At 55.6% G+C, this 15,971-nt stretch carries 6 protein-coding genes and 1 pseudogene; 1 reads left to right on the top strand and 6 read right to left on the bottom strand.

What is annotated here, in order from left to right; all coding sequences use genetic code 11:
• Nucleotides 1-18: 18 nt before the first annotated feature.
• Nucleotides 19-6,516 (bottom strand): choice-of-anchor Q domain-containing protein, encoded by a 6,498-nt coding sequence (locus BLX24_RS06635; RefSeq protein WP_071502282.1) that lies wholly within the window; start codon nt 6,514-6,516, stop codon nt 19-21.
• An 87-nt stretch (nt 6,517-6,603) separates the two neighbouring features.
• On the opposite strand from BLX24_RS06635, the gene BLX24_RS32620 reads away from it, so the two are divergent.
• Nucleotides 6,604-6,804, top strand: coding sequence for a hypothetical protein (locus tag BLX24_RS32620; RefSeq protein ID WP_071502283.1), 201 nt, complete (start codon nt 6,604-6,606; stop codon nt 6,802-6,804).
• Between the two features lie 56 nt (nt 6,805-6,860).
• Here BLX24_RS32620 and BLX24_RS06645 read toward each other — a convergent pair whose 3' ends face one another.
• The 5 genes and pseudogenes from BLX24_RS06645 to BLX24_RS32625 form a co-directional block, all read right to left on the bottom strand.
• Complete coding sequence (locus BLX24_RS06645; protein ID WP_071502284.1) at nt 6,861-8,798, bottom strand: helix-turn-helix domain-containing protein; 1,938 nt, start codon at nt 8,796-8,798, stop codon at nt 6,861-6,863.
• A gap of 97 nt (nt 8,799-8,895) precedes the next feature.
• A complete protein-coding gene (locus tag BLX24_RS06650; protein ID WP_071502285.1) occupies nt 8,896-11,622 on the bottom strand; it encodes an immunoglobulin domain-containing protein in 2,727 nt (908 codons plus the stop codon).
• Nucleotides 11,623-11,764: 142 nt separating this feature from the next.
• Nucleotides 11,765-13,498 carry a choice-of-anchor Q domain-containing protein gene (locus BLX24_RS06655; RefSeq protein WP_071502286.1) on the bottom strand — a complete coding sequence of 578 codons (1,734 nt, stop codon included), beginning with the start codon at nt 13,496-13,498 and terminating at the stop codon, nt 11,765-11,767.
• A gap of 168 nt (nt 13,499-13,666) precedes the next feature.
• Entirely contained in the window at nt 13,667-15,508 is a 1,842-nt protein-coding gene (locus tag BLX24_RS06660) for a tetratricopeptide repeat protein (RefSeq protein WP_071502287.1), read from the bottom strand.
• A gap of 89 nt (nt 15,509-15,597) precedes the next feature.
• Nucleotides 15,598-15,971 (bottom strand): annotated as a pseudogene (locus tag BLX24_RS32625) (hypothetical protein); the annotation flags it as partial.

Consider the following 15,971-nt stretch of genomic DNA (forward strand, 5'->3'; position numbering starts at 1 on the left):
GTACCACCACGATTGGTATTACGGGCAACTCCGGCCCACAGTCACCGTCCGGGTTACCGGTGCGCTGGTGCCGCAGCTATTGGTATAGGTCGCTGTCAGCGTATAGGTGCCCGCCTGCTTCACATTCAGCCCGACGGCATCATGGGTGCCACCTTCGCGGTAAACCGTACTGAAGACATAGCCCTTAGGACCCGTCATGGTAAACGACGTGGCCACACCACGGGCCACGAGCCGTACCGGACAGGCCGATTCATCGGCAACAAAGCTCAGAATCTGCGCCGGTGGCGGTAAGGCACCACCAATAACAACCTGACCACTGGCCGTGGTTGAGCAAACGCCCACGGTACAGGTGGCGGTTAACAGGCTGGTGCTGTTGCCCGCCGTCAGGGTAATCAGGGACGTTGTGGCACCGGTTGACCACCGGATCTGGCCGCTGCAGCCACTGGCGGTGAGGGTCACCGACTGGCCGGGACAGACCGTAGCCGAGGAAACGGTAAACGGCGGCAGGCCGAAGCTCTCCGTGACAGGCAGGTTATTGCTGACGGCGGTACAGCCGTTGGCGTTTGTCGCGGTGACCGAGTAGGTACCGGCGGTACTGACGCTGATGGTGGCGGTGGTTTCGCCCGTTGACCACCGCAGGGCGGTGACGGAGGCCGTAGCCGTCAGCGTCAGCTGTGGTTGTGTACAGGTCAGGGTGGTGCCTGCTGCCGATACGCTGACGGTGGGGCTGGTATTATCCCGCGCTACCGTCAGGTTGTTGCTGACGGCGGTACAGCCATTGGCACCGGTGGCCGTGACGGAGTAGACACCGGTGGTGCTGACAGCTATCGTAGCGGTGGTTTCACCCGTTGACCACAGCAGGGCGGTGGCCGATGCCGTGGCGGTGAGCGTTAGCTGTGGCTGCGCGCAGGTCAGCGTCGTACTGACGGCCGATATACTGACTGTCGGGCTGGTAAAGTCCTGCGAGATGGTAAGGCTGTTGCTGACAGCGGTACAGCCGTCAGCACCGGTAACCGTGACGGAGTAGACACCGGTCGTGCTGACAGGCAGAGTCTGGCCCGTGCTGCCGCCGTTGCTCCAGACAAAGGCCGTGGCGGACGTCTGAGCCGTCAGCGTCAGGCTTGGGTTGGCGCACGAAAGTGTAGCCGACGGGGCAGCGGTGACCGTTACCGAAAGGGTATTGACCGACAAGCTGAAGGCCGTACTGGTCAGCGACGGACAGTCGCCGCTGATAACGACCGAATAACTACCGGCATCGGCAGGCTGGACGTTTGGCAGGGTCAGGCTGGCGGTGGTGGCGGAGGCGATACCGGTCAGGGCGGTGCCGTCTTTATACCATTGGTAAACGGGCGAACTACCTGTTGCACTGACACTCATCACCACGGTAGTGCCCGCGCAGACAGCAGAGCCGGCGACGGGCTGCTGCACAATGACCAGCGGAATATTGGTTGTGCTTTGGTACTCAGCAGCTCCCATATCTACGCGGCCGTTGGCGATGCGGGCGTTACCAGCCAGGTCGGTGGCGGGTAGGGCTGTCTCTGAGTACGGGCCACTGGTCGCCGTGACAATCAGCGGGTTACCGGCGTTGATGGCGGGGGAGCAGGCGATGAGTTCGGCTGAAGTAGTACTGACGAATGGTGAGACGGCTGTAGTAAGGTTTGTCGGATCGGCGATGTACGATGCCGCATCAAACAGACTGTAGGTGGCCGTAGCCGTACCGTTATTTATATTGGTAATCACCTCACTGCTTCCGTTATTCCATAGTACAGAGTTAATGAAGGTAAAGCGGCTCTCGCTATTGTAGATAGTCCTGGTTTGTGCTATGTTCCCCTGCATACTACAGTTAATAAAAACGGGACTACAGGCTGATACGCTGGCCATTAAACCGGTTAGACTCAATGATGTGTTATTGGATATGATGCAATTCAGAAACAAGGGTCTGCTTTCTTTCAGGTTATATATAGCTCCGGCCTCCGTTTTGGCTAAATTATCAGTAATGCGGCAATTAGTGAATACTGGCTGACTTTGGTGCCAGCTAACCACGGCACCACCAAAAGTTGCTGTATTGTTGCTCAGTGTACAGTCTGTTAGTCTGGGATGACTACCCTCCTGATTATTGAGTGCTCCTGCATCTCTGGCAGAATTGCTTGACAGAATACAACTGGTTAGTATCGGGCTACTGCTTTCGTTAAAAATAGCCCCTCCAAGATATGCAGTATTGCTGGTCAGAACACAACTGGTTAAGATCGGGTTGCTGCCCGTCAGATTATAAATAGCTCCGCCCCTGGTGTCTGCCTCTACACCCTCAACATATACAGCATTACCAGTCAGGCTACAACTGGTGAGTACAGGACTGCTACTGTTGTTATATATAGCTCCGCCCCTGTTAGTTGACGTGTTGTTTTTCAGGCTACAACTGGTTAACACAGGGCTACTGCCAGTTTGATTGTAGATAGCCCCTCCACTGTTAGTCACCACATTGCCTTGCAATGTGCAATTTGTAATAAGCGGATTACTGCTCCCCTGATTGAAGATGGCTCCCCCGTTGGTTGCCCGATTGTTTTGCAGCCTGCAGTTAATGAGTGTAAAACTGCTGGCTTCGCTGAACGTAACACCCCCTGAATTGGTGGATGTGTTGCTTTCCATGCTACAATCGGTCAGCACCGGGTTACTGCCTCCCAGACAGGACATGGCCGCTCCATAGTATCCTCTGTTGCCCTGAAAGACACACTTAATCAGCGTCGGGCTGCTGCCCGCGTTATACATCCCTCCGCCAAAGCTGTTGGGGTCAGACGGCGAAGTCGCAGGGGCGGTACCGCCGGTAATCACTACGCCGTTCAGTACGGCGCTGCTGTTAATACTCAGGCTAGCCGGATGATAAAAGACGTGATAGCTGTTATTGGTCAGGGCACCGTCATTGTCAATGTCGCCCGAGAGAGTAGTACTGGAGGGCTTGCCGGTGAGCGGATTGATCTCCGGCCGGTCGTTCACGCTGGTTTCGCCGCCCTGAAAGCCGCCGTAGATGGTGACCCCGTTCCGCATGGCAAAGCCGGCGCTGCGGTTATTGGTCGTAGAGGTAGGTTTGTAGAGACCACCTGCCACCCAGATTTCGGTCAGGCTCTGCGAACACGGATAGGTCAGGGCACTTTGCAGATCAGAGAAAGCCGTGGCCCAGCTAAGCCCGTCGCCGGTGTTAGCCGTCTGGCTGGCCGCTACGTACAGCCGTGCGGTAGCAGGGGGGACTTTCAGGCTGAAAGCCGTACTGGTCAGCGACGGACAGTCGCCGCTGATGACGACCGAATAACTGCCGGCATAGGCGGTCTGTACGTTCGGCAGGGTCAGGCTGGCGGTGGTGGCGGAGGCGATACCGGTCAGGGCCGTACCATCTTTGTACCACTGGTAGGCCGGTGAACTACCTGTTACGCTGACACTCATCACGACCGTAGTGCCCGCGCAGACAACAGAACCGGCGAGGGGCTGCTTCACAATGACCAGCGGAATATTGGTTGTGCTCTGGTACTCAACGGCCCCCATGTCGATGCGGCCATTGGCGATGCGGGCGTTACCGGCCAGATCGGTAGCGGGCATGGCGGTAACTGAATACGGGCCACTGGCCGCCGTGACGCTGGCGGGGTTACCGGCGTTGATGGCCGGCGAGCAGGCGATGAGTTCGGCCGAGGTAGTACTGACAAACGGCGAGACGGCTGTAGTAAGGTTTGTGGGATCAGTTAAATAGGATACCGCATCAAACAGGCAGTCTCTCGCTGTTGTAGTACTACCTCTGGAATCGAGGATAGAATTACTATTACCGTTTTGCCAGAAAACAGAGTTCAGGAGCGTTAACCGGCTGTTGTCGTTGTGAATGGCTGCGGTAATTTTTGTAGAACTGACCGTATTTCCCTGCAAGCTGCAATTAATCAGGGTAACACTACAAACATCAAAGTTATAAATGGCCCCTGCCTGGCTCAGTGACGAATTGTTATAAAGAAAGCTATTTACTATCAGTGGTTTACAGGCGCTGGCGTTGTATATCGCACCGCCGTTAAAGTTACTTACGTTACCTGAGAAAATACAGTTCGTTATTACAGGGTTAGCATTGTTTATATTGGCAACCGCACCACCTAAATCGGCCAGATTGTTTGTCAGACTACAATTGGTTAATATAAGGTTGCTGTTATTTTCGTTATGAATAGCTCCCCCATATCCGGCCGTATTATTTGTCAGGATACAACCAGTTAACGTGGAGCTGTCGCTGTTGCTAAAAATAGCTCCCCCACGATTGGTAGCTCTGTTGCTGATCAGACTACAATTGGTTAGCACAGGATTACTGCTCGACTGATTAGAAATAGCCCCTCCATTAAATGCTTTATTACTAGCCAGACTACAGCTGGTCAGTACAGGATTACTGCTATTTTCATTATAAATAGCTCCCCCGTTTTCGGCGGCTGTATTACTGGCGAGACTACAGCTGGTAAGGGTCGGACTGCTGGTGGTTGTATTAAAGATAGCCCCTCCGCGAGCTGCTGTATTTCCCGCTAACCCACAATTTGTCAGTGTCGGCCGGCTGTTGCTTTGGTTAAAGACAGCTCCGCCATGATTAGTTGCTGTATTGTCTTGCAGGCTACAGTCTCTGAGGAACGGATTACTACTCCCCTGATTGAAGATGGCTCCCCCGTTGGTTGCCCGATTGTTTTGCAGCTTGCAGTTAATGAGCGTAAAACTGCTGGCGTCGCTGAACGTAACACCCCCTGAATTCGTCGATGTGTTGCTTTCCATACTACAATCGGTCAGCACCGGGTTACTGCCTTCCAGACAGGACATGGCTGCCCCATAATACCCCCTGTTTCCCTGAAACACGCACTTAATCAGCGTCGGGCTGCTGCCCGCGTTATACATCCCCCCGCCAAAGCTGTTGGGGTCAGAAGGCGAAGTAGCAGGGGCGGTACCGCCGGTAATCACTACGCCGTTCAGGACGGCGCTGCTGTTGATACTCAGGCTGGCCGGATGATAAAAGACGTGATAGCTGTTATTGGTCAGCGTGCCGTCATTATCAATGTCGCCCGAGAGGGTAGTGCTGGAGGGCTTGCCGGTGAGCGGATTGATCTCCGGCCGGTCGTCCAGGCTGCTTTCGGTTCCCCGGAAGCCACCGTAGATGGTGACCCCGTTTCTGAGGGCAAAGCCGGCGCTGCGGTTATTGGTCGTAGAGGTAGGTTTGTAGAGACCACCTGCCACCCAGATTTCGGTCAGGCTCTGCGAACACGGATAGGTCAGGGCACTTTGCAGATCAGAGAAAGCCGTGGCCCAGCTAAGCCCGTCGCCGGTGTTAGCCGTCTGGCTGGCCGCTACGTACAGTCTTGCAAATGGGCCCGCTGCCTGTCCCGGCTGAAACTCAACAGCCCCTATGTCAATACGGCCACCGTTAATCCGGGCGTTACCGGTCAGGTCAGTCGCCGGTAAGGCCGTTTCGGAATACGGACCGGTAGCCACCGTAACACTGGCCGGGTTTCCTGCATTGATAGCCGGTGAGCAGGCATTAAGTGATATCGACGTGGCCGACATGAAGGGTGAAACGGTGGTACTGAGATTCGTCGTGCTGCTGCTGAAACCGGTCACTCCGGCCTCAATCAGATTGTAGGTGGCCATGATCGTATTACCGGAGAAGGTTTTGGAACCGCCGTTGTTCCAGAGCACTGAGTTGGTTACTGTCGGGTTACTGTTGGTCTGGTTAAAGATAGCACCGCCATTGGTCGTAGCGACATTGTCTTTCAGGGTACAATTAATCAGCAGCGGATTGCTGCCCCCCTGGTTAAAGATTCCCCCGCCACTCGGTGCCTGATTGTTCTGCACACTACAGTTGATCAGCGTGAAACTACTGGCATCACTGAAGGCTCCGCCCCCGGAATTAGGCGAGCTGTTACTTTGCAGATTACAGTTGATCAGCAGGGGATTGCTGTTCCCCAGACAGGATAACGCGGCGCCATAGGTCCCCCCGTTTCCCTGAAACACACAGTTGATCAGCTTCGGGCTGCTGCCCTGATTATACATCCCCCCGCCAAAGCTGTTGGGGTCAGACGGCGTACTGGCACTGGCATTGCCGCCGGTAATCACCACCCCGTTCAGTATGGCCGTGCTATTGATACTCAGGCTGGCCGGGTGGTAAAAGACGTGGTAGCTGTTATTGGTCAGTGTACCATTATTATCAATATCACCCGAAAGTGTAGTCGCCGAAGGCTGGCTGGTCAGTGGATTAATCGTCGTCCGGTCGTCCGGACTGGTTTCGTCGCCGCGGAATCCGCCGTAGATGGTCACGCCATTCTTGAGAGCAAAGCTGGCATTACGGTTGGTGGTCGTGGAGGTGGGTTTATAAACCCCTGCCGCCACCCAGATCTGATCGGTAGCCTGGCTGGCGCTGATGGCCCCCTGCAGGTCACTGGTGCTGGTGGCCCAGCTGGTAGTGGCCGATGCGGCCGGAGTCGTACCTGTCGGGGTGACGTAATAGATCTTATTCTGGGCCACGGATGTAGTGCAGATAAAAAGGCTCAGCAGCAGGCAGGCGATAAGCCCTTGCCGGATGCAGGACCATCGGCCACATTTGGAAATAACATGTTGGCAGGTGAAAATGCCGGAGAGGTACAGACGGGAACACATGGGGTAGGAAAGCGGTTTTTAAACCCCAAAACTAGCTTTTTAGTAAATAAAACGGTTTCCAATATTGACCAAAAAGTTTCCAATATTGGTCAGGGAGTTCCTTATTTGACCAATATTGCCGTTTTGGGCCTTTTTTATTTCCGGAATAGTAAATAAAGATGCCTTGAGGTAGCGTATGTTTATGTGTTAATAATTTTCTTTTTTTGGGCGATTTATTGGTTTAATGCGAGTGGTTCTGCCAGTCCGACCTGCCGGAGCAGGGCTTTGAACCGGGGATCATTGTGCAGAAAATCATAAAGCGGTGTTACCTTCAGGTAGTTGGGGAGCCGCTCATGAGCGGCTCCTTTTTGGAGGTAGGCCAGGCAGCGGTCCTTGTCCTGTAAGCCGGCATAGAGCTCCGCTTTGTCAATGTAGTGCTCGATGTTATCGGGCAGGGAGTCAAGCAGGGCCTGCGCTGGTTTGGGTTGCTGCAGGCGGGCACTGATAAACGCGTGCCGCAGAACCAGCGGTTTTAAGGTAGGTTCCAGACGCAGCCCTTTTTGTATTTCCCGTAACGACAACGCATATTGCCGGCGGCTCAGGTAATAAAAGCTGGTGGAATAATACCAGGAGCCCATCGTACGGTATAGCCTGTTACCGTCTTGTATCACTCTTTCAGCCTCTGCCCACCGCCGGGCAGTAACCAGATTCCCGACGTGTCCGAACATAATGACCGGATAGAGCGGATCCAGGGCAAGGGCTTTGGTACTGTAGTCAACTGCCCGGTTAATTTGCCCGATGGCGCGCAGAAAGAGGCTGTATGCATACAGGACCTGCGCATCGTTAGGGCTGTATTGCAGGGCCGTCAGGAAGGCGGTATTGGCCTGCTTCCATTTTCCCTGAATCATGTACATTTTGGCCAGAATCGTGTAGGCACGGGCATTACGGACATCGAGCCGGATGCTTTCCAGTGCTTCCTGTTCGGCCAGGTTGCTGTAGTGCTGCATAGGCCCGAATCCATCATCGGCAATCAGGAAATAGGCCATCGCCCTGGCAGCCCTGGCATCCACGAACGCCGGATCGTAGGTCAGGGCTCTATCAAAATTCTGCACGCTGGCCAGCACACTTTCCCGGGTGCGGTCACGGAGTAAGTATTCACCTTTGAGGTATTCGCGGTACGCGTCAATATTACGGGTTGGCGTTTGGGTCAGCTGCTTGCGGGTCAGTGCACTGAGTTTCTGATTCAGCTCGGCAGCAGTCTGGTTCGTAACCTGATTGGTAAAGTCAAGCACCGACTGCTGATCGCCTTCGTACACCTTGCTCCAGACGGTCCGGTTTTCGCTGACGCGAATCAGTTCGACCGAAAGCTTGATACGCTTGCCCATCTGCACCACTTTCCCTTCGAGCAGATAAGCCACATCCAGTTCGCGGCCAATCTGAGCGGGGTGCTTAGTGGTATTTGCGTACGTTTTGGCGGAGTTGCGGGAAATTACCTTCAGGTTTTCCAGATAGCTGAGCGACCGGTGTATTTGCTCCATGATGCCCTCGGTAAAATACTGACTTTCGGCCGGTCCGGTGTGCCGGAAGGGAAGTACTGCAATGGAGGCATCATCGGTCTCCCCGGCTGATCGTTTCCAGAACCACCAGCTACTCCCGGCCAGCAATATAAGCAGCAGCGCAGGAACTGCCAGCCAATACCATAGTTTAGCGGAAGGCTTACCGGCAGCCAGGTCTGTAGCCGGTGGGAGCTCCGGTTGCGGACGGGTTTCCGTGACTGCACTTGTTTCCGGTTCCGGTGCTGCGGCTTCCGGGAAGGCGTCGGGCAGATCATGTGTGCCGGTTAACTGGCTCCGGTACTCGGAAGGACTCAGCCCGAAGGCTTCGGTAAAGTGCTTGCTCAGCGTCTGAAGCCGGTCAAAACCAACCTGAAACGCAATGTCGGACACCCGCAGGTCGGTTGTTCCAAGGAGGTGCCGTGCTTTAATCAGCCGTTGCTGGCGGATATGCCGGGCAATGGACATCCCTGTCTGTTCCTTGACAAGCCGGAACAGAAACGAACGGCTAACGCCCAGTTCCTGGCATAACGCATCAATAGAGTAGTCCTGGTTGGTCAGATGCTGCTCAATGAGTTGGTTCAGGCGCTCAAAGAGGGTGTGTTCAGCAGGCAACATGGATTTAAGTAAGCTGGCAATTAATGCCCGAAAGTAACGAAAAACGGGCAGTAATCCGGCGGGCCGAAGGTAATATCCGCCCGCCGTGATTGCCGGCCTACGGGCAGCTCCGGCCCACAGTCACCGTCCGGCTGACCGGCGCACTGGTGCCACACTGGTTCGTGATGGTGGTAGACAGGGTATAAGCACCCGGCTGCGTTACATTCAGGCCAATGGTATCATACATACCGGCCTTACGGAAGACGGTGCTGAAGACGTACCCCCCCGTACCGGTAAAGGTAAAGGAACCGGCAATGCCGCGGCCCACGAGCCGTACCGGACAGGCCGATTCGTCGGCGGTGAGGGCAAGGATCAATGCCGGAGTGGGTAGCAGATCGTTCACAATTGTACCGCTGGCGGTAGCGCTGCAGGCACCGGCGGTACAGGTAGCCGATACCACGGAAGCACTCATCCCTACTGTGGCGGTAAAGGTACTGCCCGCTGTACCGTCGGACCACTGAACCGTACCGTTGGGACAGCCGGTGGCTTGTAGGGTTGCCCGCAGGCCCGGACAAACAGTTTGCGAACTGACCATAAACGCGGTAACAGGCAGGTCCTCGGTGACGCTCAGCGACGTGCCTGCCGAACAGCCGTTGAGGCCGGTGACGGTCAGGGAAAACAGCCCGCCCTGCGTAACAACGGCCGTTGTGCTGCTGCCGGTTTGGGTAAGTCCGGGGCCTGCGAACCGGTAATCCACACCGCCGCCGGCGGTCAGGGTAACGCTGCCGCCGGAGCAGAAGCGGGGCTCGCTGGCGGTGAGTGATGGGGTAGGAGGGGTGTTGTCGAGGGAGACACTGCCGGAGGCAGTAGCGGTACAGCCGAACGCCGAAGCCGCCGTGACGGTATAGCCGCCGGGCTGGGTAACAATGACCTGATTAACCCCCGATTTAGTACCCTGACTGAAGGTATAACTGGTCGCGTTGGCTGCGCTGGCGGTCAGGGTCAGACTGGGTTGGGCACAGGTAAGGGTACCGGCAGTGAGCGAAACGGCCGAAGGGTTGGCGTTGATGGTGACATTGCCGCTGGCGGTGGTGGAGCAGATACCGATGGTACAGGTTGCGTTGACCGGCCCGGCTACGGTCGTCGAGAAGGTAACGGCTGTCGTACCGCCCGGCCAGCGTACCGTACCGCCGGTGCAGCCGGTGGCCGTCAGGCTGACGGCCCGGCCGGAGCAGGCGCTGCCGCTGCTGACCGAAAAGGCGGGCAGGCTGAGGTTCTGGCCGATGGTGGTTGATGCCGATGTGACACAGCCATTGGCCGCCGCCATCGTGACGGAGTAGGCGCCGGTCTGGTTGATGACAATGCGGTTGTTGCCCAACAGCGTGCCGCGGCTGAATGAGTAGCTGGTCGCATTGGTGGCGCTGGCGGTGAGGGTCAGACTGGTCTGGGTGCAGGTGAGTGTGCCCGAAGACAGCGCCGCACTGGTTGGGGGCTGATTGACGGTTACTGTGTACGGGTTGGATACAAGGGTGCCGTTGGCATTGCTGGCCGAGAGCGAATAGGCTCCCGACGCCGTAGTAGAGATGTTCGCAAGGGTGAGCGTTGCTGAGGTCTGGCCGCTGACGGGCGTATTGCCTCTGAACCACTGGTACGACGTGGCGTTGCTTACGCTCGTTGGGATTGTCAGGGTGGTACCGGCGCAGATAGTAGTCCCGTCGCCGCAGTCCGGCTGGCTGGTGAAAACGGGCTGCACACCGGCGCCGTTAATGACCGTACCACCCCCGCAGCTGCCATTGATGTATGGTGTCCCGAATCCGGATGCTGCGTTTACCCAGCCGACACAGGGTACGGTGAGGGAGCAACTCGGGTTAGTGGCCAATAATTGATCGCCGAACACCATAAGAGACACAAAAGCCCACTGACCTTCGATTCGCTTGATCAGTAATGTCAATTCTGAATTTTGATTCGGGAGTACCAGCGTAACTTTTCGCCGCCATACCGGGGTGCCGTTTTCGGTACCGACCCATGTGTATTCACCATTCGCGTCTGTGAAGGTAAATCCGCTTACGGTCAGGCTGGTAATGCCGTTGGATGGTGATACGCTGCTGCAGGCTCCGCTCAGCGTAGGACTGGTTGACCCCAGCCAGTTGGTGCAGGGTAGCGTTGTGATGGAGCCGGCCAGGTTATACGACAGGAGGGTAGCCAACGGAGACGGAAGTACCAGCTCCCACCGGGTTTGCGTTGATGACCACTGGATGAAAGCAATAATCTCACTTCCGTTAAACGTGACAGAAGCAGCCCACCGGTTGGCTCCGTTATAGGTGCCTACCCACTGGTAGGTTGTATTTGCAGACGCCAATGCGGCAGGCATACCCGTCACCACGACGCTGCCGACGGCATTGGCCGGCGTCGTACACCCTCCGCTCAGCGTTGGCATTCCACCTGTATTGATGCCTGAAAATTCAGGTATCCAGCCGGTGCAGGGAGGACCGGCGGCGGTGCCGGTTTCATTATAGGCATAATATCGGGTATTGTCCACGATTTCCCAGCGGCTGCCCGACCAGCGGATAAAGACCGTGACCGCCGGTGAGCCGGCTGACGGGGTAACGTCCTGTGACCACTCATTCGCCGTTGCGGTCGGATTATAGGTACCGTTCAGAAACGACAGGGATGTGAATCCGGTAACAGTAATCGGGGAGGCGGCGAGTGCTGTTGCGGCCCGGGCGCCGGGCGTTGCGGCCAGCCAGCAGATGAGTGCCAGTCCGAGGACATAGAGATGTCTCCTTAAGGTCTTAGCGGGAGGACAACCGTTTTTATGTTGAGATGAAAAGAACGAATCAGGCATGACACAGATCAGGTTAACCAGGTTAATGCGTTAAAATGAGTACCTGAATGCATAGTATGTATTCTTCAGGCGCAGATAGTTTGTGTAGTATTATCAGCTATATATTGGGTGTGTGGCTTAACGTTGTGCGGCCATAACAGCATTACGGGCAACGCCGGCCCACGGTCACCGTTTGGGTTACCGGCGCGCTGGTGCCGCAGCTGTAGACATATGTCGCTGTCAGGGTATAGGTGCCTGACTGTTTGACTCCCGGCGCCTGAAGGGTATAGGTCCCGCCGGTACGATATACATTGCTGAACACGTATGTTTCGGGCAAGGCGTTGCCCGGCAAAACGTTGCCCGGCCCCGTAAAGACAAACGAGGTGCCTGTTCCCTGCGCTGTTAACCGCACCGGACAGCCTGACTCGTCTGCCGACAAACTAAATATGGCTCCCGGCGGCAGTATCTGAAACTCTACAGCCCCCAGATCTACCTGTTCTCCTTTAATGCGGGGGTTACCTGCTAAATCAACGGTAATGCCGCTTAGACCGGGGGCTGAATTGTCACCTGCGTCAATGGCGGGGGAACAGGGGGCCAGTGCCACCGAAGCCGGACTGGCAAAGGGCGAAGCCGCGGTGGTTAGGTTGGTCGGATCGGATGAGTAGGTATTCCCGGCTACGGTGTTGTCGAAGAGACTGTATGTGGCCGTAACACCACCGCCATCGTTGGCAAAGGTTTTCTCGTCTCCGTTGCCAAAAAGTACACAATTGATCAGTACCGGGCGGGCGTTACCGTTGACACTCGCGTAATTATACATGGCCCCACCTGAAGAACCAGCTGAGTTACCCTGAAAGCTGCAGTTGGTCAGGACCGGACTACTGTTGCCCCCAAGCTCCGCATTATTAAAGAACGCTCCGCCCGTGTTTACGGCCGGGTTGTTCCGGAAGCTACAGTTAGTCAATACCGGATTACTGTTACCAAAGGTAGATGCAAAGTTATAGAGCGCGCCACCGGCGTTATCCGATGCGTTGTCCTGAAAGCTGCAGTTGGTCAAGACCGGATTGCTGCTGCCATATACACGTCCATCACTAAAGATGGCCCCGCCGGCATTACCTGCCGAGTTGGTCTGAAAAGAGCAGTTTGTGAATACCGGATGGCTATTACCTGAGTAAGAGCCATTATTATAGGCAGCACCGCCGGAGTCACCTGCCAGGTTATTCCGGAAGTTGCAGTTGCTCAGCACCGGACTGCTGGTGCCGTTTCCACCTGTATTGTATAACGCTCCGCCATAGGCACGAGCCCGGTTACCGACAAACAGGCAGTACCGGAAGCCGGGGCTGCAATACTTGCTATTCCCGTTGCCGTTATTGTATACGCCTCCTCCATTACAATCGGGTGCATTTGCTGCACTGGCATTGCCCCCGGTGATGACAAAACCATCCAGCACAGCACTGTTGTCTATCCCTGCCGGATTAAAAATAACATGAAAACTATTGTCGTTGGTGGTGCCCGGATCGCCGATTTCACCACTGAGCACAGTAGCGAATCCAGTCGGGTTGCGCTCAGCCATCGTGGGATTACCTGTACCGGCAAAGCCTCCGTAGATGGTTACACCGTTTTTCATCGAGAAGCTGGCAGAGCGGTTGGCAGGATCAGCCGTTGGTTTATAGGTGCCTGCTGCTACCCAGACCTGCTCGTCGGTGTTGCTGGCGTTGATCATCGCCTGTAGATTACCACTGGCGTTGGCCCAGGTTGAGCCGTCGCCGGTACCGTTCGGTTTAACATAGCGGATCGTCTGCGCTACTGTTGCGTTATAAGCCGGAAGACTTAACAGCAAGCTACATATAGCTCCTTTCAGAATGCGGTTGAATAAATCAAGGTTGTAAAATGGCGACATCTATCTGGTTTGTTTAAGGTATAGCCGGGTTATTGGCATGCCCTAAATTAATTTTTCGGGCTAGTATGGTAACCCAAAAGAGCATAGACAAAAACATAGACAAATAGCAAGTGCCTGCTTTACTGAAGGTTATGGACGGGCGTTAAGCGGGAGTTTTCCGGCAGAGGGTCATTGGTTTAATAAGTCGTCCAGGTCGGCGTGTTCGCCGGCGCCGAGCCGTTTCCGTAACCGATACCGGGTTGTGCGGACAGAGGCCGGCGAAATACCCAGAATACGGCCCATCTGGCGGGTATCAATGTTGAGTTTGGTTAGGGCCAGAAACCGCTCTTCGGCCGGGGTCAGGGCGGTGAACCTGGCATGTAGCATAGGAAAAAAAGCGGGGTACACCCGTTCGAATCGCCGCCGGAATTCCTCCCAGTCTTCGTTGGTAAGCAGTGGCGTGGTGAACAACTGCCGTAGCAGGCTGCTGCCTGACACTACTCCCGAACCATCCTCCGGACCGGTATCCTGATCCTGCAGGCTGTCCGTAATGGCCTCAATCAGTGCGTTCCGTCCGCGCAGGTTATCCATAAAAACGGCCAGGTCCTGATGGGCCCGCTGTAGCTCCTCTTCGACAAGCTGTTTTTCGAGCCGCCAGGATTTTTCCCGCTCGGCACTGATAGCCGTCTCCTGCCGGTTTTTCAGGCGGCTAAGCTGGTATAACCGCCAGAAAAGGGCCGCAATCAGGATCAGAACCGTTGCCGCAATCCCGAACCGCAGGCGTTGTTGCCGGCGGTCTGCTTCGAGGGCGGCCACTTCGGTCTGATGCTTCTGAATCAGCAGCCGTTGCTCCACCAGCGAAATCTGCTCGGAGTTGTAGCGTTTATTGATGCGCTGGTCCAGCACCGACATGCTGTCCAGATACCGGTATGCCTGTACGGGATCGTTGACCGCCAGATAATACTGACGGGCGACATCGCAGTAGTTGCGGAGGTAGTTTTCGTCGCCCAGGTTGCTGCCGAAAGTGGTTGGTTCGGGACTGATATTGCGCTGGTAAAGGATCTTTGACCGGGTCAGAAAATACAGACAGCTGTCCGGTTGCCGACGCATGAGGTAAGCACGGGCCAGGCTGAGAGAGGCCTGATCGGGTAGTAATCCTTTGTTGCTGGCATTCAGCGCAATGGAATAATCAAACCGCAGGGCATTGATGGCTTCGGACAACCGTTTCTGGTGCAGGTAAATCTTGGCCAGGTTACCGTAGATATTACCGGTCCAGAAGACCGACTGCTGCTCCCTGGCAATGGCCAGCGCTTTTTTGAAGTAATGTTCTGCCAGCCGTGCATCTGCTGGTTTCTCCAGCTGATGTATCCGCAGGTAGCACAAGGCCAGGGTATTCGGGGTCTGAACTCTGAAATTCTCATTGAAGGCCGGATACCGGATGGCTTCCTGCAATAAGCGGATCGCCTTGCCGTACTCCTTGAAATAATAATAGCTGAAGCCCAGTTCATACAGATACCGGTTGATCCCCGGAACATGCTGATAACCGATTCGCTGAAAGGTTCCGTTTGCCGCTATCAGAAACTCAAAAGCTTTGCCGTATTCTTCACTCAGGAAATAATACAGCCCTGCAAAATGCTGACAAACCCCCTGAATCTGATCGTTCCCGTCGCGGGCAGCGTGCCGGCCGGCCGTCAGAAAGAGTGCTGCTTTCTGACGATTGGTCAGCGCAGTATTATGCTTTTCGTAGGTGTTGCGGAGAAACCGTCCGTACTGGCGAAGTGACTCATCCTGCTGAATGCGGGCAACGTTCTCTACGCTGTCCAGAATACGGAAAGCCGCTGTTTTATCCTGCGCCACTATCCGGCTGCTGTCGAAATAGTTCAGCAGGATTACCACCCGTTGCGGGGGCGCTGCCCGATTGATCAGCTGTAGCAGCGGGTTGGCTTGTGCGGCAAAAACGGGGAGAAAAACCGTTAACAGAAAAAAAATAGATGTGTCTGATACCGTATACCGGCTTCTCCCCCTCGTCATTGCAACCAATTATATGTCTTCTTCTACTACAAGTCTACAATTTATCGCTAAAATGCGATACTATCTTCCCTGAAAGCAGAAAAAAAACATCACGGACAATTGCGGTTAACGGTCACCGTTCTGGTCACCGGCGCGCTGATGCCGCAGCTGTTGGTGTAGGTGGCCGTCAGGGTATAGGTCCCCGCCTGCTTCACGTTCAGCCCGACGGCCTCATGCGTGGCGCCCTCGCGGTAAACCGTGCTGAAGACATAGCCGCCGGTACCGGTCATGGTAAACGAGGTGGCCACGCCACGCCCCGTCAGCCGCACCGGACAGGCGGATTCATCGGCAGTGAAGCTCAGAATCTGCGCCGGCGGCGGCTGGATACCACCCACTACCACCTGACCGGTAGCCGTTGCCGAACAGACGCCCGCTGTACAGGTAGCGGTCAGCAGGCTGGTGCTGCTGCCCGCCGTCAGGGTGA

The sequence above is a fragment of the Arsenicibacter rosenii genome (genome assembly GCF_001870735.1).
In the GTDB taxonomy this organism is placed as follows: Bacteria; Bacteroidota; Bacteroidia; order Cytophagales; family Spirosomataceae; genus Arsenicibacter; species Arsenicibacter rosenii.

Bases quoted from the DNA above. Each gene is read 5' to 3' on its own strand.
- BLX24_RS06650 (WP_071502285.1), bottom strand. From the start codon at position 11,622: ATGCCTGATTCGTTCTTTTCATCTCAACATAAAAACGGTTGTCCTCCC.
- BLX24_RS32620 (WP_071502283.1), top strand. From the start codon at position 6,604: ATGTTGGCAGGTGAAAATGCCGGAGAGGTACAGACGGGAACACATGGG.
- BLX24_RS06645 (WP_071502284.1), bottom strand. From the start codon at position 8,798: ATGTTGCCTGCTGAACACACCCTCTTTGAGCGCCTGAACCAACTCATT.
- BLX24_RS06655 (WP_071502286.1), bottom strand. From the start codon at position 13,498: ATGTCGCCATTTTACAACCTTGATTTATTCAACCGCATTCTGAAAGGA.
- BLX24_RS06660 (WP_071502287.1), bottom strand. From the start codon at position 15,508: ATGACGAGGGGGAGAAGCCGGTATACGGTATCAGACACATCTATTTTT.